Raw genomic sequence first — 15209 nt, 5'->3', positions numbered from 1 at the left:
GGAGGGGTCGTACGAATTCGGACGGCCGCCGACGCGGCAGGAGCGGTTTCCGACGTCGGAATCAGGAGTGGTGCGACGCCGAGGTCTACGGCGGTGACGATGCCTGCTGCGGTGGCCCGCTTCAGATAGACGGCGAGTAGGCGAGCTGTGGCGCCAGACGCTGTGGGGAGCCATCGGATGGGCGACTCCCGCCGCGTTCGGCGCCGCCGTGGCAGATCCCGGTCGGCGCCTCGTCCTGGTGACCGGTGAAGGATCGCACCAACTCACCGTGCAGGAGATCACCCAGTTCGGCCGCCGTGGCCTGAAGTCGATCATCTTCGTGCTCAACAACAACGGCTACCTCATCGAACGGCTCTGCAAGGATCCGAACATCGCCTACAACGATGTCGCATCCCGGAACTACTCGGAGATTCCACACGCACTCGGCTGCCAGGACTGGTACACGACCTGCGGTGAGTTGGACAAGGCGATGGATGTCGCTGGCGCAGGCGACGTCCCGGCCTACATCGAGATCGTCACGGATACCTACGCGGCCTCACCCCTGTCGATGAAGCTGCACGAGAACATCACAACCCTGTACAACGCCTGATGGCACCCGCCTGCTGATCTTGCTGGTTGCGCTGCGCCGCGCGCTGTTGCACCAGCACGAAGTCAAGTCAAGTCGTAGCCTCGTGGAGGCGCAGGAAGTGCCTAGCGACGATGCACCCCCGGTGTTAGTCGCAGTTTGTCTGGAGCATGCCGAAGGGGGGTAGAACGACCGGGCTGTGCACGCACGCTCTGCTCAACGACTCGGTAAATGCGCGGTTTGCTGATCTGCCGGGAGAACTCCGAGACCTCCTGGCGCGGCGAACAGCGTGGTGGTGCCATGGCGGACGTAGTCGTGCGTCTGCCGCTCCGGGCTCCCGGGCTGCAGGGGCAGGATCGGGACAGTGCGGTCCACGGCTTGGACCTGCGGTTTCTCATCCACGCACAGCACGACGGCCTTGTCCGGCGGATTGAGGTAGAGCCCGACGACGTCGCGGATCTTGGCCTGAAGCTCCGGATCGGTGCTCGCCGGCCAGCAGCCGCGAGGACCAGTGCGTCACGCCGAGCCGCTCGGGCGGCGGTTCCAGCGTGGCCAACACCACCGCTACCTCGTCGATCACCGGCCGACGACCCGGCTTGGGGCGATCGGCGAGCCCGCCGAGGCCCTCCGCGACATAGCGTTTCTTCCAGGCGATCACCGTCGGCTTGGAGACCCCGACCCGCTCCACGATGTCGGTGACCGGCACCCCGTCCGCGGCCAGCAGCACGATCCGCGCCCGCCGCACCAGCCCCGCCGGCATCGACGGGGCCCGCAGCCAGGACTCCAGGACCTCGCGATCCCGCGCCGACACCTCACGCTCAAGGCCACAGGGTGGACTCCTGCATGGCGGTGGCATCGTCTGCACGGGCGCTCCGGTATCGGCGCAGTTGGCCGGCAGGTCGAGGGCTTGCACGTCGCCGTGGCGTAGTCCACACCTTTCAGGCCCCGATCAAGGACGCGCTTGCGGCCCACGGCGAGCATCCCCGCAGCAAGGTCGATCCCGACCACCACGGCGAGCAGCGCGGCGATGATGACCACCGCGCCATAGCTGCGGCGAAGCACCGTCGGCGGGTCGGCCCACCCGCCTACCGCAAGCACATGGGCCCGGCCGGAGGGCCTACCGGGCCGCGGTCGGGAAGACCGGCAGCACCGGCTTCTTGAACGTCGCGTTGATGACCCCGGCGAACGAGGCGTACCAGGCCAGCACCGCGGTGAGGATGCCGAGGTAGCCACCGAGCCGACTGATCCCGGCCGCACCGGAGTACGCCCCAATGGTCAGCAAGACGAACGTCGCCAACAGGGCGATCAACACCGCGGCCACCGCGCCGGACACCCGGACCGAGGCGACCGTCATGTAGGCGGTGAAGATGGTCCAGGCCAGCAGGAACAATCCCGTCGCCGATGCCGCGTCGGCGGCAGGCAGCCCGGGGGCGATGAATTTGACGTAGGCGGCGAAGGACAGCCAGAACGCCCCGTAGGAGGAGAACGCCAACGCACCGAAGGTGTTGGCCTTGCGGAACTCCCACATCCCCGCTAACAACTGGGCCAGCCCGCCGTAGAACAGCGCCAGGGGCAGCACCACCGGCTCGACGGACTTGGGTGCCAGCCCGGCGTTCACGCAGCTGAGCACGAAGGTGGTCATCGCAAACGCGGCCAGCCCGAGCGGTCCGGGATCGGCGATGTGGTCGACTGAGCTGGGTGGACGGACCTCGAGCGGCTCGGAAGCGGTGTCCTCGGAAGCGGGGCCTCCGGAGGCCGAGCGGGTCATGATCTACTCCTTCCGATCGATGCCCCTAACAGGAGGCATCGGGACAATTCCTTCCGCGCGGGTACCCCGAGGAGGGTGGTGACCACCAGGTGCCTTCGCGAGGCCTTTGCTCGCGGACATCGACGCGCGGAAGACGGCCGTGCTGGCCGTTCTCAACGAGCTCGGCCGCAGCGCGGACGAGCTGTCCGCGTTGTTCGAGATTCCGGTCAAGAAGGTCCGGGCCCTGCTGCGCACCCAGCGCCGCAGCACCTCGGCGTCGGCGGAACCGGCTGCGACCAGCTACAACGGGCCATCCGGGGCGCCACCGGGGGAGCCCCAGGACCCGCCGGCGGGTACTTCGGTGCCGGAGCAGGCCGCCAGCTAGAACCTGCAGGTCGAGGCACAGGATGTTCCGGTCCCACCGGTGGTGACCTGTGGGTGAACGAGGCCCCAGTCCCGCAGGTTGCCGTGCGCGAAGTGTCATCGACCAGCAACAACACCTCGCGGTCCACCCCGGCGTAGATCGGGTGGAACGTGCCCATCAGCGCGCAGACCTGCTCGCTGCTCAGCGGGGCGAAGTTGGCCCGCCGGAAGGTCCGGGCGCGCAGCATCGGCTCACGCGAGAGCACCTCCCAGCACCCGTCCCCACCGACGAGGATCAACGCGAACCGGGTGTGCGGATGATCGTGGAGGTAGCGCAGGAACTCGATGCATTCACTGGTCAGCCTCTGCGCCTCGTCGACCACGATCGTGCACGGCCCACTCGAGCAGGTCCGCCACGGCACGTCTGGCGCGGCTGGCCCTTCTCGACCATCGCGGCCTGGGCACGGCGGTTGAGCTGTGCGCACGCGGTCGTGATCGCCGGTGGGATCCTCACCTACGTCGTCGCGGACGATCTGCTGGGACTCGACGACACGCGGGTCGCAGCCGTTGCCGGCTGTTTCGTCGCCGCCGGGCTGATGTTCGGCATGTTGTTCGAGGATTGGCTGAGCGGCCGTCTCAGCACGTACGCCGAAAGCGCCGCGCTGCTGGTCCTGACGCTCGCACTCGCCGCACTACTCGCGGTCGTCCTCGGCGCGACCGCCGACGCCCTGCCTCTGGCGCAGGTCAGCCCGGACGAATGGGTCGAACATGCGGCACTCAACGCGCTCTCGATCTCGATCATCCTGCACGTCGCGATCGGCCGGCGCTGGCCGTTCCAGCGTCCCCCTCAGCGCAGCCGAGCTAGTACGGACACGTCCGGCCAGGCGATGCGCAGCCCGAAGGGCGAGCCGTTCAGGCGGGACCGCACGCCTCCGGGCGGCAGGAGCGCCTTGTCCCGACGCTCGCCGCCGCAGGCGCGGTAGAACTGCTGCGCTGCAGTGTTCTGCTCGAGCACCCGCAGATGGGCGGCCGGATGAGCGGCGCGCTCGGCGGCTCCTCGCCCGGCGCGGGCGAGCAGGGCGGTGCCGATACCGGTCCGCCGGCGGCAGTAGGCGACGTGCAGGTTCTCGACGAGGCGGCCCCATTCGGCGTCCTCGTCGAGGATCACGTGCACGAACCCCGCGAGGCCCCGGCCGTCGTCCTCGGCCAGGACGGTCACGCCGCCGGTCGGCGCGGCCAACCGGGACGACCAGACCGCTCGACGCTCGGCCTCGGTACCCACGTCCGGAAAATACCCCGCCCTGGCCACGACCCCCGTTCCCAGGGCGCCCGACCGACACCCGCTGACCAGGACTGATCCGTCAGCCGGCGTCGCTCACGGCCGGCCCGAACCCACTGTCATCTTCGTGACGCGGACGCACTGTCGTTTTGCCGACGCTCTACATGTGGAGCGACACGAAAATGGGTCCTGGCGCACTTTGCGTGATCGGGCTGTCGGCGTGTCGCCCGGATGATGGGTGACGGAGCCGTGATGATCAGCGGCCGTGCGATCTTGAGGCGGACCTGTTCCGCATCTGGCAGGGGTGGCGATCGAGCGCGTCAGCCGGGATGGCGACGGCGCGCGTTTCGAGGCGGGCTCGCGGGCCGCGCAGGGTGCCTGTCCGCGATGCGGCCGGTCCTCGGCGCGGGTGCATTCCCGGTATCAGCGGCGCCTCGCGGACGGCCACCGCGCCCGCCGCCGCCGGCTAATCAACAGAGTCCTTCACGGAAAGTGCGCCAGAACCCGTTCTCCCGTCGCTCCACACCGAGCTCGGGGGCGCTGATCCAGTGGCGGCAGCCGGTGGCCGAACTTACGAAGGGCTTTCGTCTTGTCGTGCTACGCGTGGACCGCCGGACCGAGTGCGCTGAGGACCCGGTCGATCTCCGCGCGGGCAAGCTGGATGACCTCGTCGTCGTTTGATGCGACACCGCGTTCTACGGCGGTGGAGTATCGCTGCGCGCCGAGTTCAGTGCGTAGCGTGTCGGCGTGGGATCGCAGCCGGGCGGCGTCGGGGCCGTAGGCCGTTGTCGCGGTGGTGCTTTCGGTGAGGGCGCCGTAGAGCACCGCGGCCTGCTCGTGCGCGCCGAGGCGGACGAGGAGATCGATGACCTGGCGAATCGTGATCCACTGCTGGGTCCAGTTGCCCGCTAGGCTCCAGTGGTCGATGGTCTCGCCGAGGAGCGCGGCGGCGTGTCTCGGGTCGCCGTGTCGGATGTGCAGTGAGCTGGCCGCAATGAGTGTGACTCCGAGTACGAACCGGTTCCGGGCGCTGCGCGCATGGGTGATCGCGCGGTCCAGTGCCAGCCGGGCTCGGTCGGGCTGGTCGTCGAGCAGCGCCTCGGCCAGGGCGTAGTCGGCCCACGCGAGGATGGTGGGGTTGGCGATCGCAGTACCGAGTCGTTTGGCCTGCTCCGCGAGTTGCACCGCGGTACCGATGTCGCCTTGGTAGGTGTGGGGTAGGGAGGAGTTCGCGGTGGCGTACGCGGCGAAGTAGGTGTCCCCTGCGGCCTTGGCGAGGTCGGATTGTCTGGTGTAGAGCTGGACGGCGTCGGTCAGGCGGCCTTCGAACAGGGCGATGTCGGCGAGCGCGCAGATGGGGTATCGGCGGACGGGGTCGTTCTCGGCGACCGCGCAGAGGGCGCGCCGGGCGTGCGCGGCCGAGTGTGTCAAGTCGCCGCTGAAGCGAGTGCCGGCCGCGGCCGCGAGCACGACGGGGAGCAGCGGATGCTGCGGGGCGGCGGCCCGCGCCGCCCAGGCGGGGACCTCGGACGGGGCGCCGGCTTCGCCGTACACGAACAGCGCGGCCGACAGCCGCATCGCCAGCTCCGGCCGGTGGACCAGCGACCACTGGTGAGCGCTGCGAAGGTCGTCGAATGCCCCGGCGAGCGCCTGCGCCCACGCTCCCTCCTGCGCGCCGCGCAACCCCACATCGGCAGCTTCGGCGAACTCGACGTGATAGGTGGCGTGGGCGGCGCAGGCATCGAAGGCTTCGCCGCGTTCGGCGAGCCGTTCGCGGCCATACGCTCGGAGGGTCTCCAGCATGGTGAACCGCACCGGGGCATGGTTTGTGTGGGCAACTAGCATCGACTTGTCCACCAACCCGGAGACGTCGTCGACGACCTCCGGCTCGGTGCTGCCGACGACGGCCACTGCGGCAGCAAGGGTGAAGGACCCCATGAACACGTTGCACCGGTTGAACGCGGCCTGCTGGCGGGGGGTGAGCAGGCGGTAGGACCAGTCCACGGCCGAGGCGAGGGTGCGGTGCCGTTCCTCCCGGATGCGCCGGCCACTGCGCAGGAACTGCAGCCGGCGCTCGAGCCGGTCGGCGATGTCAGCGGGGGAGAGCGCGCGTATGCGGGTCGCGGCGAGTTCGAGCGCGAGCGGCAGGCCATCGAGGCGGCGGCAGATCTCGGTGACCGCCGCAACGTTGTCGTCGGTCAGCGCGAAGGTCGGTGCGGCCGCGCCGGCCCGGCGGCAGAACAGCGCGACCGACGGCACGGCCGCGGCCGTCATCGTATCGCCGGGCATCGATGTCGGTGGCACGGGCAGTGGCTGCACCGGCAGGATCCGTTCCCCATCGACGCCCAGCGGTTCGCGGCTGGTGGCCAGGATGGCCATGCCGGGGCAGTCCCGCACGAGGGTGTCGATCAGGTCGGCTGCGCTATCCAGCACGTGCTCGCAGTTGTCGAGCAGGAGGAGCATCTGACGGGCCCGCAGGTACTCGACGAGCCGATCGATGACCGTGTGGCCGAGCCGCTGCTGCACGCCGAGGGTCGTGGCGACCAGGTCGGGGACCGCGCTGGCGTCGGCCACCCCGGCCAGCTCGCAGATCCAGGCTCCGTCGCGGTAGCGAGACCGGGCATCGGTGGCTACCCGCAGCGCCAGCCGGGTCTTGCCGACTCCGCCGGGGCCGCTCAGGGTGACGACCCGGGAGCGTCCCAGGGTTGCCTGCGCGGTGGCGACGTCGCCGGCGCGCCCTACCAGGTCGGAGGCCTCGAGCGGGAGATTCCCGGATGGGCGCGACGGCACACCCGCACCCCGGGCGATCGGCGGTGCCCGGCCGGGTTCCCGGCTCTGCCGCAGAATAGTCGCCTGGAGAGCCCGCAGGGACGGCGGCGCGTCCAGACCGAGCTCGGCGGCGAGCACATCCCGGTAGTCGCGATAGGCCTGCAGCGCTTCGGCGGTGCGGCCGAGCCGGTATAGCGCGCACATTAGCTGCGCCCGGGGTCGCTCCCGGAGCGGGTCCGCCTCGATGATCGAAGCCAGCCGGGCCAGGGTCTCGTCCGGCCGGTCGAGCGCCAGCAACGCGTCGACCCAGTCCGAGCATGCGGTGAGCCGAAGCTCCTCAAGCCGGGTGGCCTCGGCCCGGACGACCTCGTCATCGGCGAACTCGGCGTACGCCGGTCCGCGCCACAACGAGAGGGCCTCCTCGAGGAGCTCGGCTGCGTGTTCGGGCGGCTCGGCCGCAGCAGCGTGCACCAGCCGTTCGAACCGCACGAGATCGGCGTGCTCGCCCTCGATCTCGAGAAGGTAGCCCGGGGCCCGGGTGAGCAGCCGGGCGGCGCCGTCGCAGCCCGCGTCGCTCAGCGCCTCCCGCAGCCGCCACACCAGGGTCTGCAGGGCCGCCGACGGATCGGCGGGCTGCCCGTCGCCCCAGACGAACTGCGCGATCCGGTCGGAGGAGACGACCGTGCCTCGGCGCGCCAACAGCACCGCGAACAGCCTGCGCAGCCGCGCAGAACGCAGCGGAGCACCGTCGTCATCGCCCAGCTGCAGAGACCCGAGCACCCGAACGCGCACGGGCTCCACCTCGGCCTCCGGGGCCATGGTAGCCATCTAACCGCGGCGGCGGCGCTGCGTGAAGCGAACGAGCGGCACGAGTCGCGGCCAGTCGCCCGGTTCGCGCACGCACATGTCCCGGTTATCGCCCGGATCGGCTCGTCCACGATCGCGCAGGTCCAGCCAGGCTGGAGGACAGCTGGGCGCCCCAGACTGGAGGACAGCTGGGCGCCGAGATCCGGGTTGGGGCAGGCTTCCCCGCCAGCACGGCGGGCCGGGCGCTCAACCGATGGTGAACCACCCCGCCTGATGGCCACGCCCGCGAGCGCCGGGCGGCGTGACGCTGAGGCTGAGTCTCCCCGGCTCCCGCAGCGATGAACGATGCCCCGGTGGTCAGAGATGCGTTCGGGCCGAGGTACCGATCTCAGGCATCCAGTCGGTAGAAGCGCCAGAAGTCGTTGGCGACCGACAGGACCTCGACGCTGGCGTAGCCGGCGTCGCGGGCCCATTGCCGGACGGTATCGGTGCGGAGCACGGTGCCGTGGGCGATCTTCGGTGATTCCGCGAGCGTGGCCGGCAGGCAGTGCAGCACGCTCCACGCGTAGTACAACCGCTCGATCTCATCACCCGGCGCGGTGAACGACTGCGCGACCCGCTCGTCGACGACCAGCAGTGGTGCGCCGCGCGCGAGTAGGCCTCGGATCCGTCGCAGCGCACCGACCGGGTCCCCCATGTCGTGCAACGCCTCGAAGATGCAGACCAGCTCGTAGCCGCCCTCTCGATCCAGGGCGGCAGCGTCCCCGACCTCAAATCGAACCCGATCCGCCACGCCGGCAGCCGCGGCGTTGCGGCGTGCGTCCACAATCGAGGCCTCGTCCAGATCGATCCCGTCGACCTGCGCGCCCGGGCAGGCCCTGGCCAGGGCGATGCTCGACCACCCGGTACCGCATGCCACGTCGAGCACCCGAACCGCAGCGCCCGAACGTAAGCGGGTGTGCAACTCGCCGAGCGAGGGAAGCCACTCCGAGGCCAACTCGTTGGCGAACATCGGGCGGTTGAAGTCACCGATGCCGTGGCGGATCTCAGCCCCGTACCGCGCGTAGCCCACGCCCTCGCCCGACCGGTAGGCAGCCGCGACTGATTCGAGGATCTTCGCCAACCCGACAAGCGTCGGTGCCGCTGCCGACATGTAGCCGGAGCTTTCCACCTCCAGCAGAGCTTCCGCATGCCCCTCTGGCAGGACGTACCGGCGTGTCGCCGGGCCACCCTGCGCGCTCACCTCCACAATCCCCGCCGTGGCCTGCTGCTCCAGCCATTCCCGGGCGTAGCGCTCGGTGAGTCCCGCGCGGTCGGCAAGCTCGTCGGCGGTTGCGTGGCCACCGTCACGCAGCGCCCTATAGAGCCCCGCGCGCACCCCCAGCTCGACGGTCAGCAGCTCCATCCCGCCCAGCAGCGCACCGAACAAGCGCTCGCCGAGCGCGTCCCGCTCGCGGGTAATGGCCTGTGCGGCGTCGGTCGCCATGGTCATCTGCGCCTCCTGGTGAATCGGAGTGACAGCGTCACCCGGCCAGCTCACACCCTCCTCTCAATCGGCTCTCACGCCCGCGGCGCGAACCAAGCGCAAACGGTGAGTGGGCTGTGTCAAGGATCTTGGACAGTTCCTCGTGGTTGTGGTGGTCAGGCCGCGGTGCGGACCTGGTGGTCGGCGAGGGTTTCGGCAGGGGTGCGGTAGCCGAGGCTGGAATGGAGCCGTTTCCGGTTGTAGAAGATCTCGATATATTCGGCTACCGCGAACCTGGCTTTTGCCCGTGTGTCGAATCTCTGCCGGTAGTACATCTCGTTCTTCAGGGTGGCGAAGAACGACTCGGCTGCGGCGTTGTCCCAGCACACTCCGGTCCGCCCGACACTCGTGCGGATCCCGTTATCCGTGCAGAATGTGGCGAACTCGGCCGAGGTGTATTGGCAACCGCGGTCGCTGTGAAAGACCGCGCCGGGCGGGGTATGGCCGGCGGCGATGGCCATGCCCAGGGCGTCGGTGACCAGGCCGGTACGCAGGTGCTCGGCGAGCTGCCAGCCGACGACCATCCGGGTGGCCAGGTCGATCACCGTGGCCAGGTAGAGCCAGCCCTCACCGGTGCGCAGGTAGGTGATGCCGCCGACCAGGCGCTGTCCCGGGGCCGCCGCGGTGAAGTCCCGACCGAGCAGGTCCGGGCTGCTCACCGGCTCGTCGCCGGGCACGGTGGTGCGTTTGTAGGCCCGCGGCTGGCAGGCCCGCAGGCCGAGCTCGCGCATCAGGTCCGCAACCAGTCCGACGCTGGCCGGCCGGCCTTCACGGTTGAGCTCGGCCGCGACCCGGCGGCAGCCGTAGGTGCCGCGGGAGGCGGTGAAGATCCGCTCGATCCGCGCGGTGAGGTCGCGGCGACGAGCCGCGGTGACGGTCTCGGCCTGGTGGCGCCAGGCGTAGAACGACGACCGCGGAACGCCCAGCATCCGACACATCCACGCGACCGCGTAGGTGGCCTTCTCCGCATCGATCAACGCGCACCGCTGGGCTACGGTTGCGTCCGCGCGAAGAAGGCCGCGGCTTTTTTCAGGAACTCATTCTCCAGTCGCAGCCGGCGGATCTCGGTTCCCCAGCGTCCCGTCACCGATGCCTAGGTCCCGGGCGACCTCGGCGATCGGCCGACCGGTCTCCAGGACCATCTGCACCGCCTCGGCCTTGAACTGCGGGCTGAACCGGCGACGACGTTCGGGCACGGACTCATCCTCTCGAGATCAAGAGGACCTATCCAAGATCATTGGTACACTCCACTCTGCGCCTACGGCACGCGGCCGACGTGAGTGGATCTTAGGAAAGTCGTTACCCGATATGAGTTTTCGCGAGGAACGTCCAACAGACGGCGCATGTGGTGCTGACTGTGCGTGCTCATTGCTCCCGATCGGCTCAACCGCCCACCCCGCCCGCCAGGACTCCATGGGAGCTGATCCGGTTCGCCGGGGAGCGGTGGGCGATCGAGGAATGCCTCCAGGCCGTGAAAGAACGAAAGCCGGCCCCGACCACTACCGGATTCGATTCGATCCGGCGGTCCTGGCCGTGCTCGCCCGCCTACCTCGCCGCCATGCCGCCACTGAGCCCGAGCAATGAGGCGTTGACGACCTGACCAGTGGGGACTCCGGGCCGATTTTCTCCGCCAAGCCAGGTGCGCGGCCGGCGGTCTTGGTCGAGGCCATCACAGGGGATATAGAGCAGGTGGCTGAACCCGTGAGCTGTGCGGGAATGAGGCCGCGGGCGAACGGGGCGTCCTCTGTCCGCCCTCATGACAGGCCAGGCCCTGGACCGAGCCACCCCAGGGGAATACCTGCCAGCGGCAGCCCGAGGACTCCGGTCAGCACCGGAGCGCGAGGGCCGCTGGCGGCAATGCGCGTGCTGGGCATCACCGCGACGCTGTTCACGTCCCGGCGAGGACGCGTGTCCTTGTCCGTGTCCTCGCCTGGGAGCCACGAGTACCACGCCGTCGACGCGGCGACCCGAGTCGGTCCACCGCCGGCGCGCTGGACATCACGAGAGAGGCACCCACCGCCGTGACCGTCGAGCCCGTTACCGCCACCGCCCTGAGGGACGTCTCCCCGGCCACCAGCCCGCCCGGCTGGTTCGCCGGCGCAGGCGACAACCGGGACCACGCCATCCGCTCCTGGACACCGGATCGGTCCGGCTACCTCAGCACCGTGTGCGGCAGGCCGAGCGCCCAGGCAGGCCGCATCGTCAACCAGCTCTGCCCCGACTGCGACAAGACCTTCGTTGAAGCCCGACACTTCAGGTTGCCGTGGGCCGCCTTGGAGGCCGACCTTGAAGGATGGTGACGGGTCCCGTCGAGGCGCGGGTGTCGGATCGGCGGCTGCTCGAACTGGTTCGCCGGTGGTTATGAGCGGGCGTGATCCTGGAGGGGGTGTGGCGGCGGACGGTCGCCGGCACCCCGCACGGCGCGGGTCGCTGGAGCTCCGCACCATGCTGACCGCACTCGATCCGGGCCTGGTACGGCTGCGGCTCGCCGGGATCGGGACGGGGTCGATGGTGCTCGCGGCCGCCGTGATGTCCGGGGTGCGTGCGCTGAGCGGGCAGCCGGTGACCGTGGTGCTGTTGGCCGCGGTGCTCGCGATGATCAGCAACCTCGCGGTGGACGAGCCCGGCTTGGGACGGGTGCGGGTGACGACGACGCTCATGCTCGGTCCGGCCCTGGTCTCGATCGTGGCCGGGACGCTGCTGGCGTCGCATCGAGTCGCCGCCGATGTCGTGTTCGTCACCGTGACGATGGGTGCGGTCTACCTCCGCCGCTTCGATGCCCGCGGCGTCGCGCTCGGCATGGCCGCATTCATGCCCTTCTTCTTCACCGAGTACCTGCATGTCACTGTGGCCCAGCTGCCCTGGTTGCTGGTCGCCGCCGCAGTGGGCATCGGTTCGACGTTGCTGCTGCGCGGTTGGGTGTTCGCCGAGCGGCCGGAGCGGACCCACGACCGGCTCGTTCGCGCGTTTCGCGCTCACCTGCACGCGCTCGTCGAGGCGGTTGCGGACCTGCTGGCGGCCCGGCCACAGGCCGTCGAGGACGAGCTGCGCGAGGTCCGGCGTCGCCGTGCCCGGCTGAACGACACCGCGCTGCTCCTGGCCGATGGCGTGGGGCACCGCGGCGCCGACCAACGACACGACTCCGAGGGCCGGGATGACGGCGACGGGGGCGGCCTCGCGCTGGGCATCCTCGACGCCGAGCTAGCCGCCGAGAGCGTCGCCGTGGCAACCGAGCGGCTGGTGCAGCGCGATGCACCGGTGGACGCCGGCAACCGGCGCGCGCTGCTGGCGGGGCTGCACGGCCTCGGGGCGGCCTTGACCACCGGCACCGTGCCGGCGATGGTCCCCACGCTGCTCGACGAGGCGAAGCGAAGCGTCTCCGCGCTGGCGACGGAGACCCAGGGACGCACGGACCGCATTCAGCGGGTGGCCTTCGCGGTGATCCGGCTTGCGGACGCGATCGAGGCGGTCCAGCACGCGGATGGGCCGGCCCCTGCGAAACGCGACGCGGCAACTTGTCCGCCGACGGACCGGACCGGCGGCGGGCCCGTTCCGATGGGCCGGCCCGGCGGCCCGGTCGGGCCAGGGGAGTCCGACGCCGACGAGGATGCGGCCACCGAGGCCGACGCGGACGAGCCCAAGGGCCTACCGCTGAGCACCCGCGAGGCCGTCCAGGTCGGCCTCGCGAGCAGCCTGGCGATCGTGGTCGGCCAGCTCGTCTCGCCGGCGCGCTGGTACTGGGCAGTGCTGACCGCGTTTCTCGTGTTCGCAGGCACCAGCAGCCGCGGTGACGTGCTGAGCCGCGGCTGGCAGCGCACGGTCGGGACGATCGGCGGCGTGCTTGCCGGCATGGGCCTGGCCGTACTCGTCAGCGGCCACGAGTTGCTGGCGCTGCTCCTGATGTTCGGCTGCATATTCTTCGCGCTGTACCTGGTCCGGATCTCGCAGACGTTGATGGCATTTTGGATCACCGCAGTACTGGCTCTGCTGTACGGGCTCATCGGGCAGTTCAGCGTCCAGACGCTGGTACTACGGATCGAGGAGACCGCCGTCGGCGCGGCGATGGGCGTGCTCGCCGCGTACCTGGTGCTGCCGAAAAGGACCCAGGAGGCGTTCGGCGAAGCCCTCGACGACATGGTGGACGCGGCCGACGCGGTGCTGGCCGCGGCGGTCGAGCGGATCCTCGGGCGGGAGCGTGCAAGCCCGCCGGGGGAGCTCACCCGGGATCTGCACAAGGCGCTGAGCATGCTGCGCGACCGGGGCAAGCCGCTGGACAACCCGCTGCCGTGGCGGCGCGGTCGGTCCAGCTACCAGCGGACGCTGTGGGTGCTGGCCGGCGTCGAGCACTACGCCCGCGGCCTGGCCCGGCTCGTCGACCAGGTCTGCGAGCCGGGGTGGGCGCCGACACTGGAACCGGCCGCCGCCCGCGTCCGGACCAACCTCCACGCGCTGCGCCAGGTGCTGCAGCGTCGCCACGCCGAGGAGATCCGGTCCGCCGAGGACGACGTCGACGCAGCGGAGGCCTACGCCGCCCGCACCCCCGACCCAGGCCACCGCGCCGCCCTGCTCAGCGCCACCCGGCTGCTGCGCCGCATCGACCAGGCCGTCGTCGGGTTCGCGACCGACCTCGGCCGCTCCGACGAGGCCACGCAGCCGTAGGCCTGCCCACCAGTACCCAGCCGGCGAACTCACGAATGCGGGCGCGCCTCACCAGATGGTCTGCCCCCGGTTCCGCCGTGTCCAGGACGACCGCGCAGTACACCCTGCCCTCGCGGGTGTGGTGCTCGGTGATGTCGGTGACCGCAACTTGTTCGGCCCGGTCCGGTCGAACTCCCCGCTCCACCAGATCCTTCGAGATCAGCTCCGCCCGACCTCGACGCCACCGGGGCCGGCCGGTCACGCCCTGGATCGCGGCCCGGTTCATCAGCATCTCCACCTCGCGGACGAGATCGGTCAGCCACGCGTGACGGATCTCGCGCGCCGAGGGGCCACGGCTGCGGAACTCGTAGTAACCCGACTCCGAGACGTCCAGGACCCGGGCGGCCATCTGCACCGCCAGCCCTTCGCCGGCCATCACCGCGATCGCTTCGAACCGCCTTTTGCGGGCACCACCTTCCCCAGCAGCTCACTGGCCCGGCGATGGATCGCCAGCTCGGTCTCCAGCTTGGCGACCCGCCGTTTCGCCGCGGTCAGCTCGGCCTTCTCCGTGTTCAACCTCGGTTCCGGCCCCTGTCGACCCGGTCCTGGCGCTGCCACATCTAGACCGACTGCGCGCTGATCCCGAGATCACGCGCCCCGTCCACGACCGGGCGGCCCGCCGCCAACAGTTCCAGAACCTTCCGCCGGAACTCCGGTGGATACCCACGCCTGCCCACGCAGCCCTTCCAGATGGATCAAGTGCTCAAGATTCCACCAACCCGACTCCGGAGAATACGGGACACGGTTCACCCATCACGCTCTGCGAATACCTGCCAGCGGGAGTTCGACGACTCCGGCGAGCACCAAGGCATGACGGCCGCTGGCGTTGAAGCGCGCGGTAGGCCTCACCCCCGACGCTATGTCCGTCAAGCAAGGACGGATTGGGAGGAACCAATGATTGACCTACGTAAGAGCCTGATGGTGGGCGTCGCTGCCTTCGGCATGCTCGCGGCCGGGAGTGCCACGGCGATCGCCGCCCCCTCGATGGCGATCGCCGCACCCTCGGTGCCCTCGGTCGTCCGCTGCGCACCCGGCGATGTGCTTCTCCGAAACGCCTGCCAGGCGCCGCCGCATGCTGGCTGGTGGTGGGACGGCGCGCATGCACGGTGGGCACCCCCGTCTCCACACGCCGGCTGGTCGTGGGACGGCGCGCACGATCGGTGGAACCCGCCCCCCGCGCATCGCTGACCTCCATCAGCTGGTCGACGGAAATACCCCCGGGCTGCCCTGGGGGTATTTCTTCTATGATCTTGCGTGTTTCAGAGTGCGAGTCCGCTGCAATGACACCTGACGCTCGCGCAGGATCTGCCGCAGCCGTTTCCGCCGGATCTAGTGGCTCGTTAACGAGATAACTTCACCACGGTCGGTGTTGGTGGGATCGTGGTGCATGGCCGTGACCGTGGAGGTTCCGCCGCGGGACCGGGAGATCCTGGAGTCGTGGCTGCGGGCCCCGTCG

9 protein-coding genes and 3 pseudogenes are annotated in these 15209 nt (G+C 70.0%); 4 read left to right on the top strand and 8 right to left on the bottom strand.

Annotated features, from left to right (window positions below; all coding sequences use genetic code 11):
- Nucleotides 1-103 precede the first annotated feature (103 nt).
- On the top strand, nucleotides 104-589 hold the full coding sequence (locus tag JWP64_RS23965; RefSeq protein WP_366890493.1) for a thiamine pyrophosphate-dependent enzyme: 486 nt from the start codon (nucleotides 104-106) through the stop codon (nucleotides 587-589).
- 252 nt (nucleotides 590-841) lie between these two features.
- Here JWP64_RS23965 and JWP64_RS23960 read toward each other — a convergent pair.
- A pseudogene (locus JWP64_RS23960) lies at nucleotides 842-1421 on the bottom strand (helix-turn-helix domain-containing protein); the annotation flags it as partial.
- A gap of 261 nt (nucleotides 1422-1682) precedes the next feature.
- A complete protein-coding gene (locus JWP64_RS23955) occupies nucleotides 1683-2333 on the bottom strand; it encodes an acetate uptake transporter (protein WP_297501286.1) in 651 nt (216 codons plus the stop codon).
- Nucleotides 2334-2439: 106 nt separating this feature from the next.
- On the opposite strand from JWP64_RS23955, the gene JWP64_RS23950 reads away from it, so the two are divergent.
- Nucleotides 2440-2697: a hypothetical protein gene (locus tag JWP64_RS23950; protein WP_297501283.1), complete on the top strand. Its 258-nt coding sequence runs from the start codon at nucleotides 2440-2442 to the stop codon at nucleotides 2695-2697.
- 298 nt (nucleotides 2698-2995) lie between these two features.
- On the opposite strand, the pseudogene JWP64_RS31670 reads toward JWP64_RS23950, so the two are convergent.
- The 5 genes and pseudogenes from JWP64_RS31670 to JWP64_RS23930 all read right to left on the bottom strand — a co-directional run.
- Nucleotides 2996-3058: pseudogene (locus JWP64_RS31670) on the bottom strand (hypothetical protein); the annotation flags it as partial.
- 464 nt (nucleotides 3059-3522) lie between these two features.
- Nucleotides 3523-3957, bottom strand: coding sequence for a GNAT family N-acetyltransferase (locus tag JWP64_RS23945; protein ID WP_297501280.1), 435 nt, complete (start codon nucleotides 3955-3957; stop codon nucleotides 3523-3525).
- A gap of 594 nt (nucleotides 3958-4551) precedes the next feature.
- Nucleotides 4552-7542, bottom strand: a complete 2991-nt coding sequence (locus JWP64_RS23940; RefSeq protein ID WP_297501276.1) for a BTAD domain-containing putative transcriptional regulator — start codon at nucleotides 7540-7542, stop codon at nucleotides 4552-4554.
- A gap of 376 nt (nucleotides 7543-7918) precedes the next feature.
- Complete coding sequence (locus JWP64_RS23935) at nucleotides 7919-9022, bottom strand: class I SAM-dependent methyltransferase (protein WP_297501273.1); 1104 nt, start codon at nucleotides 9020-9022, stop codon at nucleotides 7919-7921.
- Nucleotides 9023-9171: 149 nt separating this feature from the next.
- A pseudogene (locus JWP64_RS23930) lies at nucleotides 9172-10251 on the bottom strand (IS3 family transposase).
- Between the two features lie 825 nt (nucleotides 10252-11076).
- Between JWP64_RS23930 and JWP64_RS23925 the strand changes: the two are divergent.
- Nucleotides 11077-11355 carry a hypothetical protein gene (locus tag JWP64_RS23925; RefSeq protein WP_297501271.1) on the top strand — a complete coding sequence of 93 codons (279 nt, stop codon included), beginning with the start codon at nucleotides 11077-11079 and terminating at the stop codon, nucleotides 11353-11355.
- Nucleotides 11356-11443: 88 nt separating this feature from the next.
- Nucleotides 11444-13714 carry an FUSC family protein gene (locus JWP64_RS23920; RefSeq protein ID WP_297501268.1) on the top strand — a complete coding sequence of 757 codons (2271 nt, stop codon included), beginning with the start codon at nucleotides 11444-11446 and terminating at the stop codon, nucleotides 13712-13714.
- 414 nt (nucleotides 13715-14128) lie between these two features.
- Here JWP64_RS23920 and JWP64_RS23915 read toward each other — a convergent pair whose 3' ends face one another.
- On the bottom strand, nucleotides 14129-14269 hold the full coding sequence (locus JWP64_RS23915) for a hypothetical protein (RefSeq protein WP_297501265.1): 141 nt from the start codon (nucleotides 14267-14269) through the stop codon (nucleotides 14129-14131).
- Nucleotides 14270-15209: the final 940 nt, after the last annotated feature.

The organism is Pseudonocardia sp. (genome assembly GCF_025465255.1).
Taxonomy (GTDB): Bacteria; Actinomycetota; Actinomycetes; order Mycobacteriales; family Pseudonocardiaceae; genus Pseudonocardia.
This window is presented reverse-complemented; position numbering and strand designations above follow the sequence as displayed.

What these genes read in the sequence shown, in the direction of transcription:
- JWP64_RS23955 (WP_297501286.1), bottom strand. Translation starts at nt 2,333, where the DNA reads ATGACCCGCTCGGCCTCCGGAGGCCCCGCTTCCGAGGACACCGCTTCC.
- JWP64_RS23940 (WP_297501276.1), bottom strand. Translation starts at nt 7,542, where the DNA reads ATGGCCCCGGAGGCCGAGGTGGAGCCCGTGCGCGTTCGGGTGCTCGGG.
- JWP64_RS23935 (WP_297501273.1), bottom strand. Translation starts at nt 9,022, where the DNA reads ATGACCATGGCGACCGACGCCGCACAGGCCATTACCCGCGAGCGGGAC.